The following is a 17,062-nucleotide window of genomic DNA, read 5'->3' on the forward strand; positions in this document are numbered from 1 at the left end:
CTCGACTCCGTCCCCTAGTAGGCCACTTCCGCCCGAAGGTAGAGGCGCCCCTGATCATCCGACGAATCCGCCTGGAGCCCCAAGCCATGGAAGCCCAGCAGTGTGTAACCCGCGGCAACACGCAGCCGCTCGTCCGTCCGCCAGGCCACTTCCACGCGGTAGGACTCCAGGCCTTCGCTGTCTGGCGATGACGTGCGCCGTGCTACCTCGCCGGCCACTTCCAGCCCTCCAACCACCCGGACCGAGGGACGAACCGTTCCCGTCCAGACCCAACGCACGGAGTCGCCCAGGCTGGAGCGGCCCGCGTGCAGCCCCGCCGCGACCGAGAGCCGCTCTCCCAGGCGCAAGGCCGGCATGAGCGACAGGACATCCAGCCCACGGTTACCAAAGGCCGAGCGCGCTCCGGGCAACAGCTCGTGCGTGAAGCCATAGCGCGCCATCACCAGCCACGGCCCCGGGCGCCACGCGAGCGCGGCGAACCCTTCCACGAAACGCGCCTCCAGCCCCGTACGTCCCGCCGTGCGGCCCCAATTCAAGCGGCCCGATGCCGTGACATCGCGCACCAGCCGCGCCTCTGCCGTCAGCGCCAGCACGAGCTGCGTGCGGTCCACCGGCGTGGTGTCGCCGCGCGCGGGCGTGCCCGCCTCATGGCGGACTTCGGCCCGCAGGCCCGCGCTCACGCGCTCGCGCAACCAGCGCGCATCGACAGCGCCCACATCGCGCGTGAGGTCGCTGGGAATGTCCAGCGGGTGGCGCACGCCACGCTCGTAGCGAGCCCCCACCTCGAAGCCCTCCACCACTTGATGGCGAAACCCCACCGCGCGCTCCAGCCGCACCACGTTGGCATCGTGCGCGCCAGTGGACTCCACGAACACGCTCGTCGAGGTGTCCAGCTCCCTGCGCGCTCCCGAGATGACCCGGCCCGCGCCGAAGTTGGGGCCGTCGACATCCACCGAATAGCCGCCGTAGAAGATGTCCGGCCCACTCTGCATGCGCGCGTCCAACCACGCCTGGGGCCCCAGCTTCGGACCCCAGCCACCGCGCACGCCGAGCGCCGCGTCCCGCGTCAACTCCACGTCCACGCCCGCGGACGAGAACGTGTCATCCACTCGGCCGGGGCCCTCGCCCCGCTCCACCAGCATCTGCCGATGGCTTGCGGACACGGACACGCCCCGCGCGACCTGCATCCGCCCGGAGACCCCCGCGGACGTGCGTCCACCGGAGAGCAAGGGGCCCTCGCCCGCCGTCTGCGTGGCGCGCAGCCAACCGTCCCGAGCCTCCGCGCGCACCTCCCACCCCTCCCCCCCGTAGCCCACGCCCACGCCGAACGTCCGCGCGCCAAAGTCGCCATCCTCGAAGGGCAGCCGCGGATCCGCCGAGCGACGATCATCTCCCAGCAGCGTCAAGCGCAGCGGTCCCAAGGGCTGGGTCACTCGCAACGAAAGCTGACGAAAGCGCGCCGCATCGAAGTGCGAGCCATCCGAGAAACCTCGCGAGCGCTGCCGAAAGGAAGCGTCCAGGGCGCCTCCGTCCCCCAGCGGCCCAGGCCCACGCACGCGCAACCCCACCGCCCCGCCCGAGTCATCGAGCACCGGCCCCGGACGCAAGAACGAGAGCCCGCCGTCGTCCGACACGCCGAAGTCGAGCGGCGCCACCGCGACACCCCGGCTGGACGCCACCTCCGCCACCAAGGTGTAGCGGCCCACGCGCGACGTCGCCTGTCCGGACACGAGTTGGAAGGGAGCGCCCTCGCGGCGCTCACGTACGGCGGAGACCCCCAGCCGAGTGAGCCACCATCCCCCCCAGACCTCGCCCCCCACCGCGTCATGCGAGGCACCCGCTTGGAGCGCCGCGTAGTCCGCCACCAGCACCGGCTCCGGAGACTGCACGAGCGCGTCCGTGCGCAGCTGCGAAGCTCCGACCAGGAACGACAACGGACGCGCCAGCAGGATGCGGCCCGCGAACGCATCGATGTCGTAGTCGCGCCCGCGCACGAGGTGATGTTCCGCCACGGGCAACCCCGTGACGCCATCGCGCACCTCCACGCGAAGCACCTCCGAGCCCTCGGCCACCACCCCGCCCAGGTAGTACAGACTGCCGCCCGTGGCCCGCAGCTCCTCATGCGCCGGCACCGCCGTGACGCCGAGGGTCGGATCCGCGAGCCCTCCCGCGAACAGATTCACACCACCGCGCAGCGGGCCCTCGCCCGTGGTCAGCTCCGCGTAGGGGCCGAACAGGGGTCGCTGATAGCGCCCCACTTCACGGTCTGACCTGCTCGCGCGATAGGTGCCCAAGCCCACCCGACCGTACTCATCGTGACGGACCTCCAAGCGCAGACGCCCTTCGCTGGGATTGGGCGTGAGCGAGACCGAGTCGTCCCCCCACTCCGCGGGCGTCAGGTCGGGATCCAGCGCTCGCTCGAAGCGCTCGGGCACGCGTGGCCGGAGCCAGTCGGAGGCCTCGGCGGAATGCAAGGCACGGAAGTCCGTGTCGCGCAGCTCCAACTCGCCCACGAGGCGGAGTGGTCCCCACCGCCCCTCGGCATGGGCCGCGCCTCGCCCTCGCAGCTGGAGGTCTCCGGTGCTGGGGGCCACACGGAGCTCCACATCCAACAGCCCCACGGCGAACGGCTGCGCGGTCGCGTCGAGGGTGACGGTCTCCTCGTGCGCGGACTCCCCCGGGCGCTGCCAGCTCAGCGTCACCGCGTTGGCTCCGGGGACCAGGAGCACTGGCAGCTCCGCCGAGCCATCAGGTCCCAGCACCGCCTCGCCCTGGGACGAGCGCACGCGCGTCCCCGGCGCGCCTTCCACGCGGACGCTCGTGAAGCCACTGGCCACCGGCGCCTCCCCCTCGGCGGGGAGCCGCAGCGCGCCGGATGGCTCCAACGCGCGAGGAATCACCAACCAACCCGTGGGGCCGCGACGCACCAACTCCACGCGCTGCCGATAGAAGCGCACCCCACCCTCGCGCGCCGTGACGGTGACGGGGAGGACGTTCTGGCCCTGCTGGAGGGGAACCATCACCCACCAGCTTCCGGACGCATCGACCTGGGCCTCGGTGCCCGCCACCGCGACGCGATCGCCAGGCCGCGCACGGCCGGCCACGAGGAAGCGCAGTCCATCGTTCGTCACGCGCGCCTCGGGAGGGGTGCGCGAATAGGACAGCGTCGCCGGGGGCGCGGGCTCGCCGCGCATGCTCACCGCGAAGTCCTGGAGCGCCACCGCGCCCCACGGCAGCTCGACCGTGGCCCCCCGAGGCGTCACCACACTGGAGACCGGAACGCTGCGCGGATCCACGCGCATTCGGTGACGCCCGGGACGCAGGTGCACGCCCCCCGTCGCGTCGGGGCTCCGGCTGTCCACGTCCGTGAGGTGGTAGCGGCCCTCGGCGTCCGTGCGGACCTCTCGCCCCGTGTCCAGCACGACGCGCACGTCCGCGACGCCCGGCTCCTCGGGGCCGCACCGCCCGTCGCCATCCAGGTCTCGGCAGACGCGGCCCGCGAGCGTCGAGGCCAGCGAGGGGACATCCGCGCCCAGCCGCTGCGCCATGGCCACCGCGGGCCCCAGCACGAGCATCAGCAAGGCCCAGCGCAAGAGTCTCGCCAGGCCCCCGCTCATGGCCGCACCTCCTCCAGCGCCGTCACGCCCGTATCGACATCCGCGACCGAGACGCTGACCGTTCCGCGCGCGCCGCCCACGGTGAAGCTGTGACGGCCCTCGCTCTCCGACTCGGCCTCACGCGCGCCCGCGGACAGCGACACATGCACCGGCCGCGAGGGCAGCACCCGGCCCTGCGCGTCCTCCACCCAGTACGTGACGCGCGCGCCGTCCACGCGGAGCCGCACGTTGACGGGCAGCGGCGGCCCCAGCATCACCACGCGCGACACAGCCCCCGGCACGAGCGGCGGCGCGGTGGGAAACACCGGCCCCGAAGGGCCCAGCACATACACCGTGGCACCGAGCCCTGGCCACACCGCGTGCTGAACCTGAAGAGCCCCGGGCCGGGCCGGGCCCAACTCCACGGTGCCGTCCTCTCCCGTCACCCGCGTCTCGAGGCCCATGCGCAACAGCTGGCGCGGCACTGGCATCCCCGCCAGGTCGGCCACGCCCGCGAACAACACGCCTTCGCGCAACCAGACGGACAGGCGCGCGGGCTCCGAACCTTGAGGCCCCACGGCGTGCGCCACCACCTCGCCGCGTGTCACGGCCCCGGAGTCCGGCAGCATCCAGGTGGCGCGGAAGGTCCCCGGCGGGCTCTCCGCCAGGGGGCCCAGCGTCCCCACCGGCACCTTCACCGCGACCTGGGCCGAGGGACGCGGGCGCTCCAACCCATCCCGCGTCGTCACCGTGACCTGGGCCTCGCCGCCGTAGTGCACGAGCGGCTCGGACACGTCCACGGCCACCGAGGCCACCGGCCCCTGGACGAGTTGCAGCGGCCGCTCCTCGCGCGAGCCCGCGCCGCGCTGCGGCCACGACGCCTCGATGACTTCATCAGCCGCCAGCACCCGGGGCGCGGTGTAGCGCCACTCGAGCACACCGTTCGGATCGCGACGGGGCCCTTCGAGCTCCCCGTGCCGAGCCCTCGCCACCACGCGCGCATCCGCCACGGGGCGGCCCAGGGGATCGCTCGTGGCACACAGCAAGCGCGCCTGCGCGACACCATCGGCGGGAAGGCGCTGCGGATGGAGCACGCACGCCAGCCCATCCGTCGGCGGCAGCATCAAGTCGATGGGCATCCGGCGCACGTTGCCCACGCGATCCACGACCTGCCCCTTGCCGAAGCGGTGTCCCGGCGGCACGACGATGGGCAGACGGAAGCGACCGTCGTTGCCCGCCGCGACTGGACCGAAGCGCGTGCCGGCGATCTCCACGGAAATCTGCGCGTCCGGCTCGGTGGTACCCGGCAGCTCCACCGAGGCAGCCAACGGCACCAGCACCTGCCCATAGGCGCCATGGACGGACTGAGGATGGGGCCACGCGGAGAGGGCCACGAGGATGGCCACCTCGGGGTAGCGCGTGTCCGGCAAGACATAGCGCGCGGTGTATTCACCCGGGCCCGTGCGGCGGAGTCCTTCCACCTGTCCCGCGCTGGCGTGCAGCACCGGCGGCGCACCGCTGTCATCCGGAGTGCCATCCGGGCGCAGCAATCGCACGGCGAGCACCGCATCCGTGTCGCGGCCCTTCACGGGAGCAGGCGGCGTCAGCGCGAGCTGGACGCGCGCGGCCGGAGGGCCCACGGCGTAGCGCGCCACCGCGTCTTCACCTTGGTCCCGGGCCTTGAGCACCACCTCGCGCGAGCCCGGCGTGGGGACGACCGTGAACGTGCGCAGTGGCGGCACGTCCGGGCCCGGGCGAACCACCGCGCCCTCCGCCGTCACGGACGCACCGGGTGCGGACACCGACGTGCCCTCCCCCGTGCGCCGGGACAACGCCACGACGAAGCCCTCGGGCGGTACGGCGGACGTCGGCCCGAGGAGATCGAGCGTGTCCGCCCAGACCGGGGCGCAGAGCAGCAGGAGGACTGGAACGAAATGTTTCAGGGCTGGCTGACTCTACAAGGCACCGGCTTGGGCGACCGAACTTCTTTCACCCGCCGCGGCCCGTCGCCGCGCAGGGGATCCGCCGTGAGCGGATCAGCGCCGCGAGCACCAGCAGCACGCCGGACAGCGCCAGCGAACCGCCGCCCGCGCTGCACCCCGTCGCGGCCACCGCGCCCCGCACGGGTCCCTCGCGCACGAAGACGGGCGTGGGAATCGCGGACGCCGTCGCGGAGACCACTGGCACGGGCTCGGCCGCCACGCGCGTCCCCATCACGGTGCTCGCGCCCGCGGGCGCCGTCGCGTCCAGGTGCGGCCGCTCGCACACCTCGGCCGGCGGGCCGTACGCGCGGAGCCGGAACGAGCTGCCCGCCTTGCCAGAGATGAGCGCCGCCAGCGAATTGTTCCCCGACAGCGTCACCGACTTGGCCACGAGCGCCACGCTCTGCTTGAACTCAGACGGGTCCACCACGGGGTTGTTGGAGATCCACACCCAGCCAGACGTGGCGCGCTCGCCGTTGAAGCCGTTGTCCACGCACAGCACGCCCTGCCCCGAGCCACCAAAGCCCAGCGAGACCGCGTTCGGCTGCCCCGTGGTGCGCGCCACCTCCATCGCGGCCAGCAGCGGCCACGAGCCGGACAGCTGACACACCTGCTCCGGCGTCGCCTTCGCGTCGGGCGCGGGGTGACACTCGGGATCGCGCGGGAGCTTGAAGCTGAAGGCGCGCACGTTGGAGTCGCCGTTCTCCGGCACGGCCCACACCACGTGCACCGTGCCGTCCGCCTCCACGCTCAGGTCGGTGAGGCTCTCGTTCGCGTCGGAGTCCGTCAGCCGGTAGAGCGTCTGCGTCTTCATGTCATACAGCACGATGTCGAAGTTGGGCGTCGGCGCCGTGGGGTCCTGCCGCTCGAAGGCGATGAGGTCTCCGCTGATGCTCGGGTTGGAGTCCGGGCCCGGCAGCGCCAGGCGCTGCTCGATGCCACCACCCACCGGCTTCCAGTAGATGTCCCGCTCCGACACGCCGTTGATCGTGCGCGTGCTCGCGTAGACGATGACCTTCCCGTTGGTGTCGGGCTGCGACTCCTCGCCCTCGGCGCCCGTCACCTGCGTCGTCAGGTAACCGCCCTGCGTGCTCGACGCCTGGTAGATGTCGCACTGCGTGCCGCGCGGATCACACTTCGTCCACACCACCACCGCGCCATCCGGGCTCACCGACGGATCCCGGTCCAGCAGGAGATCATCCGTGAGGCGCGTCAGCGTGCCCTTCTGCATGTCGAACGCGGCGATCTCCGGCGCCACCGAGCTGCCCGTGAAGCCGAAGTCCTGCCATGACACCGTCGAGCCGCCGATCACCGCCGCGCGCCGGCTGCTGCCGACCTCGGGCGCCAGCTCCACCGGAGGGCCCTTGCTCGCCACGTCGAAGGTGAAGATGGCGCTGGCGCTGTTCACACGGGTGAACACCACCGTGCTGCCGCTGATGTCCGACACGAAGTCGAACGCGCCGTTGTTGGGGATGCCCTCGTCCATGCCGGACGACAGGTCGTGATACCGAATCTCGCTCGTGCCGCGTGACTCGCTGGTGTAAGCGACCCAACCGCCGCTGACGTGAGGATCCGTCTGGTCGCCCGGACCATCGTTGACGACCGTCGTGGTGCCCTGAAGGGTCTGGTAGACCAAGCCCTCGGCGGATGCGAGCGCCGGAAGCAGGCCCATGAGAGTGGCGAGTGTCCGCAGCATCGGAAGCGACCTCCCGGTAGGACTCCGAGACGACGAACCCATGCCCGCACAAGGAACGGTGGGTCCGGGCGGTCCTTTCCCGGTGATCATCTCCCACGGCGGTCACGGCCGGCCATGCGTCGGGCCCCGCGGCTTTGCGCACCAGGACTTTCGTCCAGGATTGCCCTTGTACAGGAACGTCTTTGCGCGAGTGTAGGGAGCCCTTCGACCAGGGGTCAAGGTGATTGCTCGTCCCCTGGCCGAGCAGGCTACGGACTTCCGCCCTTTGCAGACTTCCAGATGTCCTGGGTGTCCGGCCGCATCGCGGGAGGCGTCGTGTCCACGACGACGTCGTGTTTCTCCTCCTGTCTGGCGCCGCCCACGCCCACCGCGCGCACGCTCACGGTGTTGCGGCCTTCCTGGAGCACGACCTTTCGGGTGAAGCGACCTTCCGCGTCGGGCGTGAGGAAGACGCCCTCCACCGCGACGCGGCTGCCGGGGTCGGTGCGGCCGGTGACGACCAGCTCGCGCTTTCGCCGCTCGCGCTCCGCGGGCCAGTCCACCTTCAAGAGCAGGCTGCCCGGCACGGGCGCGGGCTCCGTCGGCACCTGCCCGGGGCGAATCACGGACTGCTGCCCCGCGCGGACGATGACGACCTTGCCCTGTCCGAGCAGCGTCACCTCACCCTCGCGCGTCCCCACCGCCACGGTGCCCGCGCCGTTGTTGCTCATGGTGAACGTACCGGCACCCGTGCGCGCCACGGCGTCGCTGCCAGCGGCCCGCACCTCGAAGGTGTGCCGCTGCCCCGGTCGCACCATCGCGGTGGCCATACCGTTGCCCAGCAAGATGCGAGACAGCGAGTCCGTCAGCTCCTCTACGGAGACCTCGGTGCTGGGCTCCAAGTGGACCTCCACGGACTCATTGCCCAAGAGCACCACCGAGCCCCCTTCGAGCGTGCGCACCGCGTCCGACGGATGCAGCGCCACGCCCGGACGCGCGGGCTCCCACGAGCCACCGCCGTGCCGCACCTCCACAGTGCCGGTCAGCTCCCCCACCTCCAGTTGCACCGGCTTCTTCTCCACGGGGCGCGCCACGGGAGGCGGCGGTGGCGGTGGAGGGGGCGCGGGAGGCTCGCGAAGGAACACGAACCAGCCCACCGGCAGGGCGGCCAGGATCAGCACCAGTCCGAGCAGGAACAGGATGGGGCGTCTGGTGGGGGGAGCGGCCATTCTGGCGACCTCGTTACCACACTGGCACGCGCGTCACGCCCGGGGAAGCCGCACGGTGAAGCACGTCCCCTGCCCCTCCTCCGAGCGAACCTCCAAGGTCCCTCCCGCCTCGGTGACGATCCGCCACGCCACGCTGAGCCCCAACCCCACGTTGGACCACACGTCCTTGGTGGTGAAGAACGGCTCGAAGATGCGCGGGCGGATGTGCGGCGCGATGCCCTTGCCCGTGTCCTCCACCTCCAGGATGCAGGCGCCATCGCGCGTTCCGGTGCGCAAGGTCAGCTTGCGCGTGGGCGACTTCATCATCGCGGTGCGCGCGTTGGACAGCAGCGCGAGCACCACCTGCGACAGATGTCCCGGGTCGGCCTTCACGCGCGGCAGGCCCGCCGTCAGCTCGGTGTTCAGCTCGATGCCTTCGCCGCGCGTCTGGTTCTCCGTGAGACTCAGCGCGTCGCGAATCACCGCGTTGAGGTCCACCGGCCGCAGGTCCGCGCGCTCCCGCTGCTGAGAGAAGCGCAGGAGGTTCTGGGTGATCTCCTTGCAGCGCTTGGCGCTCTGCTCAATCTTGCGCAGCGTGTCCACGTCGGGGTCCGCGACGCTGCGGTCCAGCAGCAGCAACTGCACGTTGCCGAGGATGCCCGCCAGCGGATTGTTGATCTCATGCGCGACGCCCGCGCCGAGCTGCCCCACCGCGGCCAGCTTCTGAGCCTCCAACAACTGGGCCTGGGCCGACTTGAGGTCGGACGTCGCCTCGTCCACGCGCGCGCGCAAGTCATCGTTCCATCGCAGCAGGCGCGCCCGAGCCGCCTCCAGCTCCGCGCCCATGCGATTGAACGTGGTGGCCAGCGCGCTGAGTTCGTCATGGCCCGACACGCGCACGCGGCGATCCAACTCGCCTCGCCCGTAGGCCTCGGCGCCCGCCACCACCTCCGCCAGCCGCAGGTTCACGCGGCGGGTGAAGAGCGCGCCCAGCACGAGCAGCACCCCGAGCGCCGCGCCCACCGACACCAGCACCGTGCGCCGCATGGCCCGCACGGGAGCGAGCGCCGCGGCCTCATCCACCGCGACAATCACATCCAGCCCCAGCCCCTCGGGAACGCGCGCCACGCTCACGCGACGCGCGAGCGCCTCGACCCGAAAGCTGTGCGCCACGTCCGGCCCCGTGCTCGCGCCCAGCACGCGGCCCAACTCCGGCTCCAGCGGTCCCATCCGGCGCGAGGGGTCCGAGCTGGCCAGCACCCGCCGGTCGCCATCCACCAGGTCCAGGCGCGCCATCGAGTCCGCCGCGCGCCGCCGCAAGAGCGCCTCCAACTGCGTGAAGACGACCTCCGCGAGCGCGAACGGAGCCCCCTCGCCGTCCGCCAGCTTCACCGCCACGGCCATCGCGGCCCGCCCGCTGCGCGCGTGCACATAGGCGCTGCCCAGCGCGGCCTGTCCCTTGCCACCTCCACGCAGCGGCTGCACCGGCACGGAGCGGACGAGCTGCGTGACGCCGGAGGGATCGAACCCCGGGTGCCCGCCCACGGACTGCTCGCGGTACACCGCGTTGCCCAGCGGATGCCCCTGGGCGTCCAGCTTGAGCACCGCGCTCACCGTGGGCGACTGGCCGTACAAGAGCGCCAGGCCGCCCCGAGACTCCTCGGCGGTGGCGCGCTCCCAGTCAATCATCTCCGCCGAGCGGGCCAGCCCGTTGACGACCTCCATCAGGCTGGTGGCCACGGCCTCGGCGGTGGCGGCGGCGAGCGCGCGGTGCTCGGCGTCGATGCGCGCGGCCAGCTCCGCCTCGGCGCGTGACAACAACAGGAAGCCAACCGCGGCCAAAGGAAGGACCGTCGCGGCGAGCATGAAGAGGACCAGTTGCTGGTAGAGCCTCACCCGGCCACGGACTGTACCACCCGTTCGCGGTCATTCCGCAGGAAGACCGACCCGAGGATGGCCTTGGCCTGCTTCTTCATGTCCGCTGCCCGACGGGCCAGCTCGGCGTGGTCATGCGACACGCCATCTGTCATCACCGCCACCACCGACACGCTCATGATGGGGAAGCGACGCTTCTCTCCGAAGCGGTCCTCCGCTTCGATGTGGCCGCGCTCGCGGTCCTGTCGGTCGTAGTACAGCGGGATGATGCGGTCGAAGGTCTCGATGGTCCGCTGGCAGATACGGTCCACCGACTCCGGCGAAGTGATGAAGACGAAGTCGTCTCCTGCCACGTGACCCAGGAAGTCCCCTGGCGCGCCCTCTTGCTGGAAGATCTCCCGCATCAGGTCGCCCGTCTGCCGCACCACGCCGTCCGCCTTCGCGAAGCCGTAGTAGTCGTTGTAGGCCTTGAGGTTGTCCAGGTCGAGGTAGCAGAAGGCGAACGGCCGCCGCGCGGACAACCGCCGCTGCACCTCGCGCTCGATGGCGGTGGAGCCCGGCAACTGCGTGGTGGGCGACGACGACAGCTCCTGCTCCTTGCGGCGCAGCACGCTCTCCACGCGCGCGCCCAGCTCCAGCGCGTCGAACGGCTTGGTGAGGTAGTCGTCCCCGCCCAGCTTGAGGGCACGCACCTTGGAGGACGTCTCGGCCCGCGCGGAGATGAAGATGACGGAGATGTGGCCGCTGGCGCGCTCGGCCTTGATCTCCTCCAAGAAGAGGAAGCCGTCGCCGTCCGGGAGCGTCACGTCCAGGAGGATGACGTCGGGCCGGCGCTCGCGCAGTCCGCGGCGCGCCTCATCGAGCGACGCGGCCACCGCGACATCGAAGCCGATGCCCTCCAACACCTCGCGGCAGATGGAGGCGATCTTCGCGTCGTCGTCCACCACGAGCACGCGGCCATGCGGCGCGCCCGCGCTGCCACGCACCAACGAGTCCACCGTGGCCAGCAGCTTGTCCGCGGCCAGCGGGCGCACGAGGAACGCGTCGGCGCCAGCGCGGAACGCGCGCTGACGCTCATCGAACGCGGAGGTGAGGAGCAGCGGCGCGCGCCGGGTCTCCGGATCATGCCGGAGGATCTCCGCCAGCCGCAGGCCCTCCACATCCGGCAGGCGCACCGACACCAGCACCACATCCGGATGCGTGTTGCGCGCCGCACCGAGCCCCTCCTCGGCGGTCACGGTCAGCCGGACGTCATAGCCACGCGCGCCCAGCAGCGCCTTGATGATGTGGCCGACCTCGGGCTCGCCTTCGATGACGAGCACCTTGCCGCGCTTGACGTCGGTGGGCTTCGGCTGCGGGTTGACCTCCAAGGACTCCGCGGTCATCAACTCATGCGGCGGCTCGGTGGGCAGCACCGCGAGGAAGCGCACGCCATCCGTGCACGGCTCGCACCAGATGCGCCCGCCATGGGCCTCCACGATGTTGCGGCAGATGGCCAACCCCAGGCCGGTGCCGCGCACGGTGCGGTTGGCCGCGGTGCGCGCTTGCTCGAAGCGATCGAAGATGCGCTCCAGGCTGCTGTCAGCAATCGGCTCGCCGCTGTTCCAGCACGACAGCACCACGTAGCCCGGGAGGCTCGACGTCGCGCGCAGCTCCACGCGCACCTCGCCGCCCTCGGGCGTGAACTTCACCGCGTTGTTGAGCAGGTTGTTCAGCACCTGGTTGATGCGATTGGGGTCCGCCACCGAGCGAAGCGGGTGCTGCGGCAGCACCGGCACCACCCGCACGTTCTTCTCACCGAAGGCGGGCCCGTACTTCTCCACCACGCGGTGCACCAGCTCTTCCAGGTACACCACCTCGAAGTTCATCCGCAGCCGGCCCTTGGCGAACTTCGACAGGTCCAGCAGGTCATCCACGATGCCGTTGAGCTTCTCCGTGGAGTCCTTGGCCAGGGACAGGTAGCGGCGCTGCCGCTCGTTGATGTCCCCGGCCATGAAGTTGAGCACCAGGTCCAGGGCGCCGGTGATGGACGTGAGCGGCGTGCGCAGCTCGTGGCTCACCATGGAGACGAACTCGTCCTTGCGCTCCTCCAACCGCTTCTGCTCGGTGATGTCGCGCAGCACCACGCACACGCCGCGCAGCGTGCCGCGCGCGTCGCTCACCGGGGTGACGGTGGTCTGCACGTGGCGCTCGAAGAGGACCACGTCCTCGCGCAGCACCTGGCTGCCGCTGTACTCCCAGCCGCGCACCAGCTGGAACGGCGCGAACCCCAGCCGCTCCTCCATCATCCGGCTGGTCAGCTCCGCCGGGTCCTCGCCCGCGCGCAACAGGCGCCGCGCCGCGGGGTTCATCACCACGACGTCGTTCTTCTCGTCGGTGAGCACCACGCCGTCCGCCATGGACTCCACCATCCGCTCCATGCGGTGGCGGGCCTCCTCCTCGGCCGAGCGCAGCGACTGGATGGCGTCCGCCGTCTGGTTGGCGAGCACATCCAGGAGCACGCCGTCGTCCTCGGTGAAGACGTTGGGGCGCTGCGAGAACAGCGACAGCATGCCCACGGGCCGCCCGCCGGCCATCAGGTTCACCGTGAGCTGGCTGGCGTAGATGGCCGGCGCGGTGGCGTCTTGCGTGGTGGTGCCGGCCACGCGGGTGATGACCCGGTCCTCGGGCAGCAACAGCCCGCTGCTCTTGCGATAGGCGCCGAGCATGGACTCCTTGACGCCCAGGAGTGCCTGCTCGCCCACCGTGCCCATGCACCGCAAGCGCAGGGACGCGCCGCGCGAGCCATCCGGAGCGATGAGCGCCGCGCCGCAATCGTACGGGAGGATGCGCGCCACCGCGGTGAGCACGCGGTCGATGATGGCGTCGTAGCTGGCTGGATCATTCGCGCTCGCGCGGCTGACCTCGTACAGGACGAAGAGCGCCTCCACCCGCTGGTGGAGCTGGCGCAACAGCCGCTCCTTGTCGCGCTTGAGCTGGGCGAACTCCACCGCGTTCTTCACGGTGATGAGCAGGTCGTTCACGTCCCAGGGCTTGGTGACGTAGCGGTACACCTGGCCCTGGTTGATGGCCGCGATGAGGTCCTCCGGGTCCGTGTAGCCCGTGAGGAGGATGGTCGTGACGTCGATTCCCTCGCCTCTCGCCGTGGTGACCAGCTCGATGCCCGTCATCTCGGGCATGCGCTGGTCCGTGACGAGGACGTCCACCGTCTCGCGCCGCAGCAGTTCCAGCGCCGCGCGTCCGGAGGTGGCGGTGAGGACGCGGTACCGACGCGAGAACATCCGGGTGAGGATGTCCAGGACGTCGGCCTCGTCGTCGACGAAGAGCAACGTGTGGCGGAGATCGGACAAGGCGGCCAGAATTGTACGCTGAGTTCGTCCACGCTCCTCAACATGTGAGAAACGCGGACGTTGGGTGCTCACCCTGGGTGCGGGTGGCAGCACTGAACGCATTGACTCTACACGTATGTTCAGGGAGCATGGGGCACTGAAAGCTTGTTGCCTGGGTACTCGCACGTCCGCGTGCCCAGCGAGCAAGGGAGTGCGGCATGGAAGAGCTCACCGACCGCCAGCGCGAAATCCTGGCCTTCATCGTCAAGGAGACAGAGGTCCGCGGCTTCCCTCCCACCATCCGGGAGATTGGGGAGCACATGGACATCCGCTCCACCAACGGGGTGAACGACCACCTGAAGGCCCTGGAGCGCAAGGGCTACCTGAACCGGGGCGAGCAGCAGAGCCGCTCCCTGGTGCCGACGAAGCGGGCGCGCCTGCTCCTGGGGCTCGGGGTCCGCAAGGACGCGGGCATGGTCGAGATTCCCCTCTTGGGCAAGGTGGCCGCCGGTCTTCCGGCGCTCGCCCAGGAGAACATGGAGGACTCGGTCAAGATCGACAGCTTCCTTTTGGGAGGCGTCAACGGCCGCGAAGTCTTCGCCCTGCGCGTCAAGGGCCAGTCGATGATTGACGACGGCATCTACGACGGGGACTACCTCTTCGTGAAGAAGACGCCGGCCGCGCAGCCGGGCGAAATCGTCGTGGCGCTCATCGAGGACGAGGCCACGGTGAAGCGCTACTACCCGGAGGGCGAGCGCATCCGCTTCCAGCCGGCGAACGCCACCATGCAGCCCATCTACGTGAGCCGCACGGACTTCCGCTCGACCATGATTCTGGGCCAGGTGGTGGGCGTGTACCGCAAGCTCCAGGGCGGGCGGGCGTAGCACCCGCGGGCGGGCGTCACGGGCACTTCGTGACGCCGCCATCCCCCGCGGTCGTCACGCGGGCACAGGCCGCCTTCTGGGTGGCCACGTCCTTGACGTCCTTGGCCAGCCTCGCCGTCGTGAGCTGAAGCTCCACGTCCTTGGCGTGGTCCGGCTCCGCGCTGAGGCTGGAGAGGATGCGCAGCGCGTCCGCCTTGCGTCCCAGGGTGGAGAGAAGGTTGGCCAGCTCCATCAGCTCGCGCACGTCCGAGCCGGACACGGTGTCGAGCGCAAGCTTCAGCTCGTCCTCGGCGGCCTTGCGGTCCTCGCGGGCGAGGTGCAGCCGCGCCAGGGCCACGTGCACCACGGCGCGGTCCTTCACGCGCAGGGACTCGCGGTAGGACGCCAGCGCATCGGCGGACTTGCCGAGCCGGGCCTGGATCTCGCCCACCAGCTCCCAGAGGGTGGGGTCGCGCGGCGACTTGCTGGCGGCCTCGCGGTAGACCTCGACGGCCTCGGGGAGGTGCGCGGCGCGGACGAGCTCATCGCCCAGCGCGGTGAGCAGCTCCGCCGAGCGCACGCCCTGGTCCGCGGCCTTCTGGGTGAGCGCGAGCACGTCCTCGTGACGCCCCTGCTTCGACAGCACCTCCACGGCGCGCATCAACAGCGGGGACTTCTCCGCGTCCGGCGCGGACTCCGAGGCGAGGCGGAAGTGGCGGACGGCGTCGTCCGGCTGGTTGCGTTTGACGTCCAGATCGCCGAGTTGCTCCAGCGCGTTGAAGTCGTGCGGGTACAGGGCCAGGGCCCGGCGCAGCGCGCTCTGCGCCTCGTCGACGCGGCCGAGCTGCGCGTGGATGAAGCCCAGGCGGCTCCAGTTGGTGGAGCGCTTGGGGTCCATCTTCGCGGCGGTCTCGAACTCCTTGAGCGCGTCGTCGAGGCGGCTCATGGACAGATAGACCTCGCCGCGCGCGGCGGGCAGGCGCGGGTCATCCGGGAGGATGAGCTTCACCTCGTTGAATGAGAGCAGCGCGGCTTCGAAGTTGCCCTGGAGGTACTCGGCGGAGCCCTTGATGTAGAGGCCCTCGGCGCGGTCCTTCGGGTCAATCGTCGGGGTCTCATTGCAGGCGGTGCTGGCCAGCAGGGCGAGGAGTGGCAGGGCGCGCAGACGCGGGAACATGAAGGCTCCGAAGCTCAGAAGTGGTACGCGATGCCAGCGTTGACGTCGAGGTTGAGGCCGTCCCCCAGCCCACCATCCGCCAGGCCGAGCACCGCCTGCGCCAGGTTGGTGCCCAGCTCGAGCTGGAGGCCCACGTGGCCCGCGATGAGGTACTCGGCCCCCAGGAAGCCCACGACCGTGGGCAGCGGGCCCGTGTTCTGGAAGATGCCGAAGTCGCCGAAGGACAGCTGCACGCCCAAGCCGAAGCCCCAATAGGGCCGAAGCGAGGACTCCAGGCGGTGATAGTGGCGGGCGCCCAGGACGCTCGGGAGGATGTTGATGCGTCCCTCGCGCCCTTCTCCATTCGAGCGGACCAACGAGAAGCCCACCTGGAGGAAGCCTTGCCACTCGGGGTGGAACCAGTAGCCCAGCTCCAGGTCCACGCCCGGGTTCAGGGACGCCAGCTTGTCGATGAAGCTGTTGTTGATGCGCAGCCCCAACGTCATGCCGCCGCCCGGCGCGGACGGCGAGCCGCCAAGGAGCGGCCGGGCCACCACGGGGGGGCCATTGGGGTTGAGCAGCGCGGCGGAGAGTTCGTCCGCCACGGCCTCCGCCATGCGCAGGAGCGCCGCGGTGTCGGACGCTTCCGCGCGAGGTTTGGCGAGGCTGCTCCCACTCACCGTGTCCATCAAGCTGGTGGTGAGGAGGAACTGACTTCCGAAGCGGTCAATGCGCCCGGTGATGACGTAGCGCGCGCCCACGAGGGAGGACAGCTCCTGAAGACAGCCGCTGCCCTCCTTGCACGCGTCGCCCAGGAGCTGCCGCTGGCGCTCTGCGTCGAGGACAGCCTGGATGTCTCGCTGCCCTACCACGCGGAGTCGAGGAGACTCCGCGAGCCGGCTGGCCACGAGCGACGTGATTCCGGGCGCAACGTCGTGCGCCGCGGGGTTCGCATCGAGGGGCAGCATCGCCACGGTCAGGGCCTGGGCGGCCTCGGGCGCGCTGGTGGCGGGCCCCGCCGCGTGCGCCTCCGCGGCGAGAGGGACGGCCGCGGAGTGGGCGTGCGCCGGTCCCGGGGCAGCGGCGGCCTCGCCCCTCGGAGCGACCGGGGCGGGAGCCGGCGGAGTCGACGCGGCGGAAGGCAGCGGGGCTGAAGCGGCTGGCGCGGACTCCAAGGCCGACGGCGAGGGAGTGGCGGTCACGGCCGCCGTGGCCGGGCTGGACCCAGGAGACGATTCGCCCCGCGCCCACGTGGGCGCGGACACGATGGCGAGCAGGCAGACGGGCAGCGGGAGAAGGCGCGGCACGCGCGACACTCTACCCTCCCCTGGCCCGGCGCCCAGAGGGCGGCGGCGGACTCGCCACGAAATCGCTCGGT

Annotated in this window: 9 protein-coding genes; 1 reads left to right on the top strand and 8 read right to left on the bottom strand. The window is 71.0% G+C overall.

Annotated features, from left to right (window positions below; genetic code table 11):
- Positions 1–14 precede the first annotated feature (14 nt).
- From KRR26_RS19670 to KRR26_RS19695, 6 genes are all read right to left on the bottom strand, one after another.
- Positions 15–3,617, bottom strand: coding sequence for a flagellar motor protein (locus KRR26_RS19670; RefSeq protein ID WP_236068844.1), 3,603 nt, complete (start codon positions 3,615–3,617; stop codon positions 15–17).
- Positions 3,614–5,512, bottom strand: coding sequence for a hypothetical protein (locus tag KRR26_RS19675; protein ID WP_217080576.1), 1,899 nt, complete (start codon positions 5,510–5,512; stop codon positions 3,614–3,616). Before KRR26_RS19675 ends, KRR26_RS19670 begins: the two co-directional genes overlap by 4 nt.
- A 73-nt stretch (positions 5,513–5,585) precedes the next feature.
- Positions 5,586–7,274 carry a TolB family protein gene (locus KRR26_RS19680; protein WP_236068846.1) on the bottom strand — a complete coding sequence of 563 codons (1,689 nt, stop codon included), beginning with the start codon at positions 7,272–7,274 and terminating at the stop codon, positions 5,586–5,588.
- 248 nt (positions 7,275–7,522) lie between these two features.
- On the bottom strand, positions 7,523–8,482 hold the full coding sequence (locus KRR26_RS19685) for a FecR domain-containing protein (protein ID WP_217080540.1): 960 nt from the start codon (positions 8,480–8,482) through the stop codon (positions 7,523–7,525).
- A 33-nt stretch (positions 8,483–8,515) separates the two neighbouring features.
- Entirely contained in the window at positions 8,516–10,357 is a 1,842-nt protein-coding gene (locus KRR26_RS19690; RefSeq protein WP_217080541.1) for a sensor histidine kinase, read from the bottom strand.
- A complete protein-coding gene (locus KRR26_RS19695) occupies positions 10,354–13,686 on the bottom strand; it encodes a response regulator (RefSeq protein WP_120203420.1) in 3,333 nt (1,110 codons plus the stop codon). Before KRR26_RS19695 ends, KRR26_RS19690 begins: the two co-directional genes overlap by 4 nt.
- Before the next feature lie 197 nt (positions 13,687–13,883).
- Between KRR26_RS19695 and lexA the strand changes: the two genes are divergently transcribed.
- Positions 13,884–14,549: a transcriptional repressor LexA gene (lexA, locus tag KRR26_RS19700; RefSeq protein ID WP_120203418.1), complete on the top strand. Its 666-nt coding sequence runs from the start codon at positions 13,884–13,886 to the stop codon at positions 14,547–14,549.
- Between the two features lie 16 nt (positions 14,550–14,565).
- Here lexA and KRR26_RS19705 read toward each other — a convergent pair whose 3' ends face one another.
- Positions 14,566–15,705, bottom strand: a complete 1,140-nt coding sequence (locus KRR26_RS19705; protein ID WP_217080542.1) for a tetratricopeptide repeat protein — start codon at positions 15,703–15,705, stop codon at positions 14,566–14,568.
- A 14-nt stretch (positions 15,706–15,719) separates the two neighbouring features.
- Positions 15,720–16,991 (bottom strand): CsgG/HfaB family protein, encoded by a 1,272-nt coding sequence (locus KRR26_RS19710; RefSeq protein ID WP_233576703.1) that lies wholly within the window; start codon positions 16,989–16,991, stop codon positions 15,720–15,722.
- Positions 16,992–17,062: the final 71 nt, after the last annotated feature.

Source organism: Citreicoccus inhibens (assembly GCF_019039035.1).
Classification (GTDB): domain Bacteria; phylum Myxococcota; class Myxococcia; order Myxococcales; family Myxococcaceae; genus Citreicoccus; species Citreicoccus inhibens.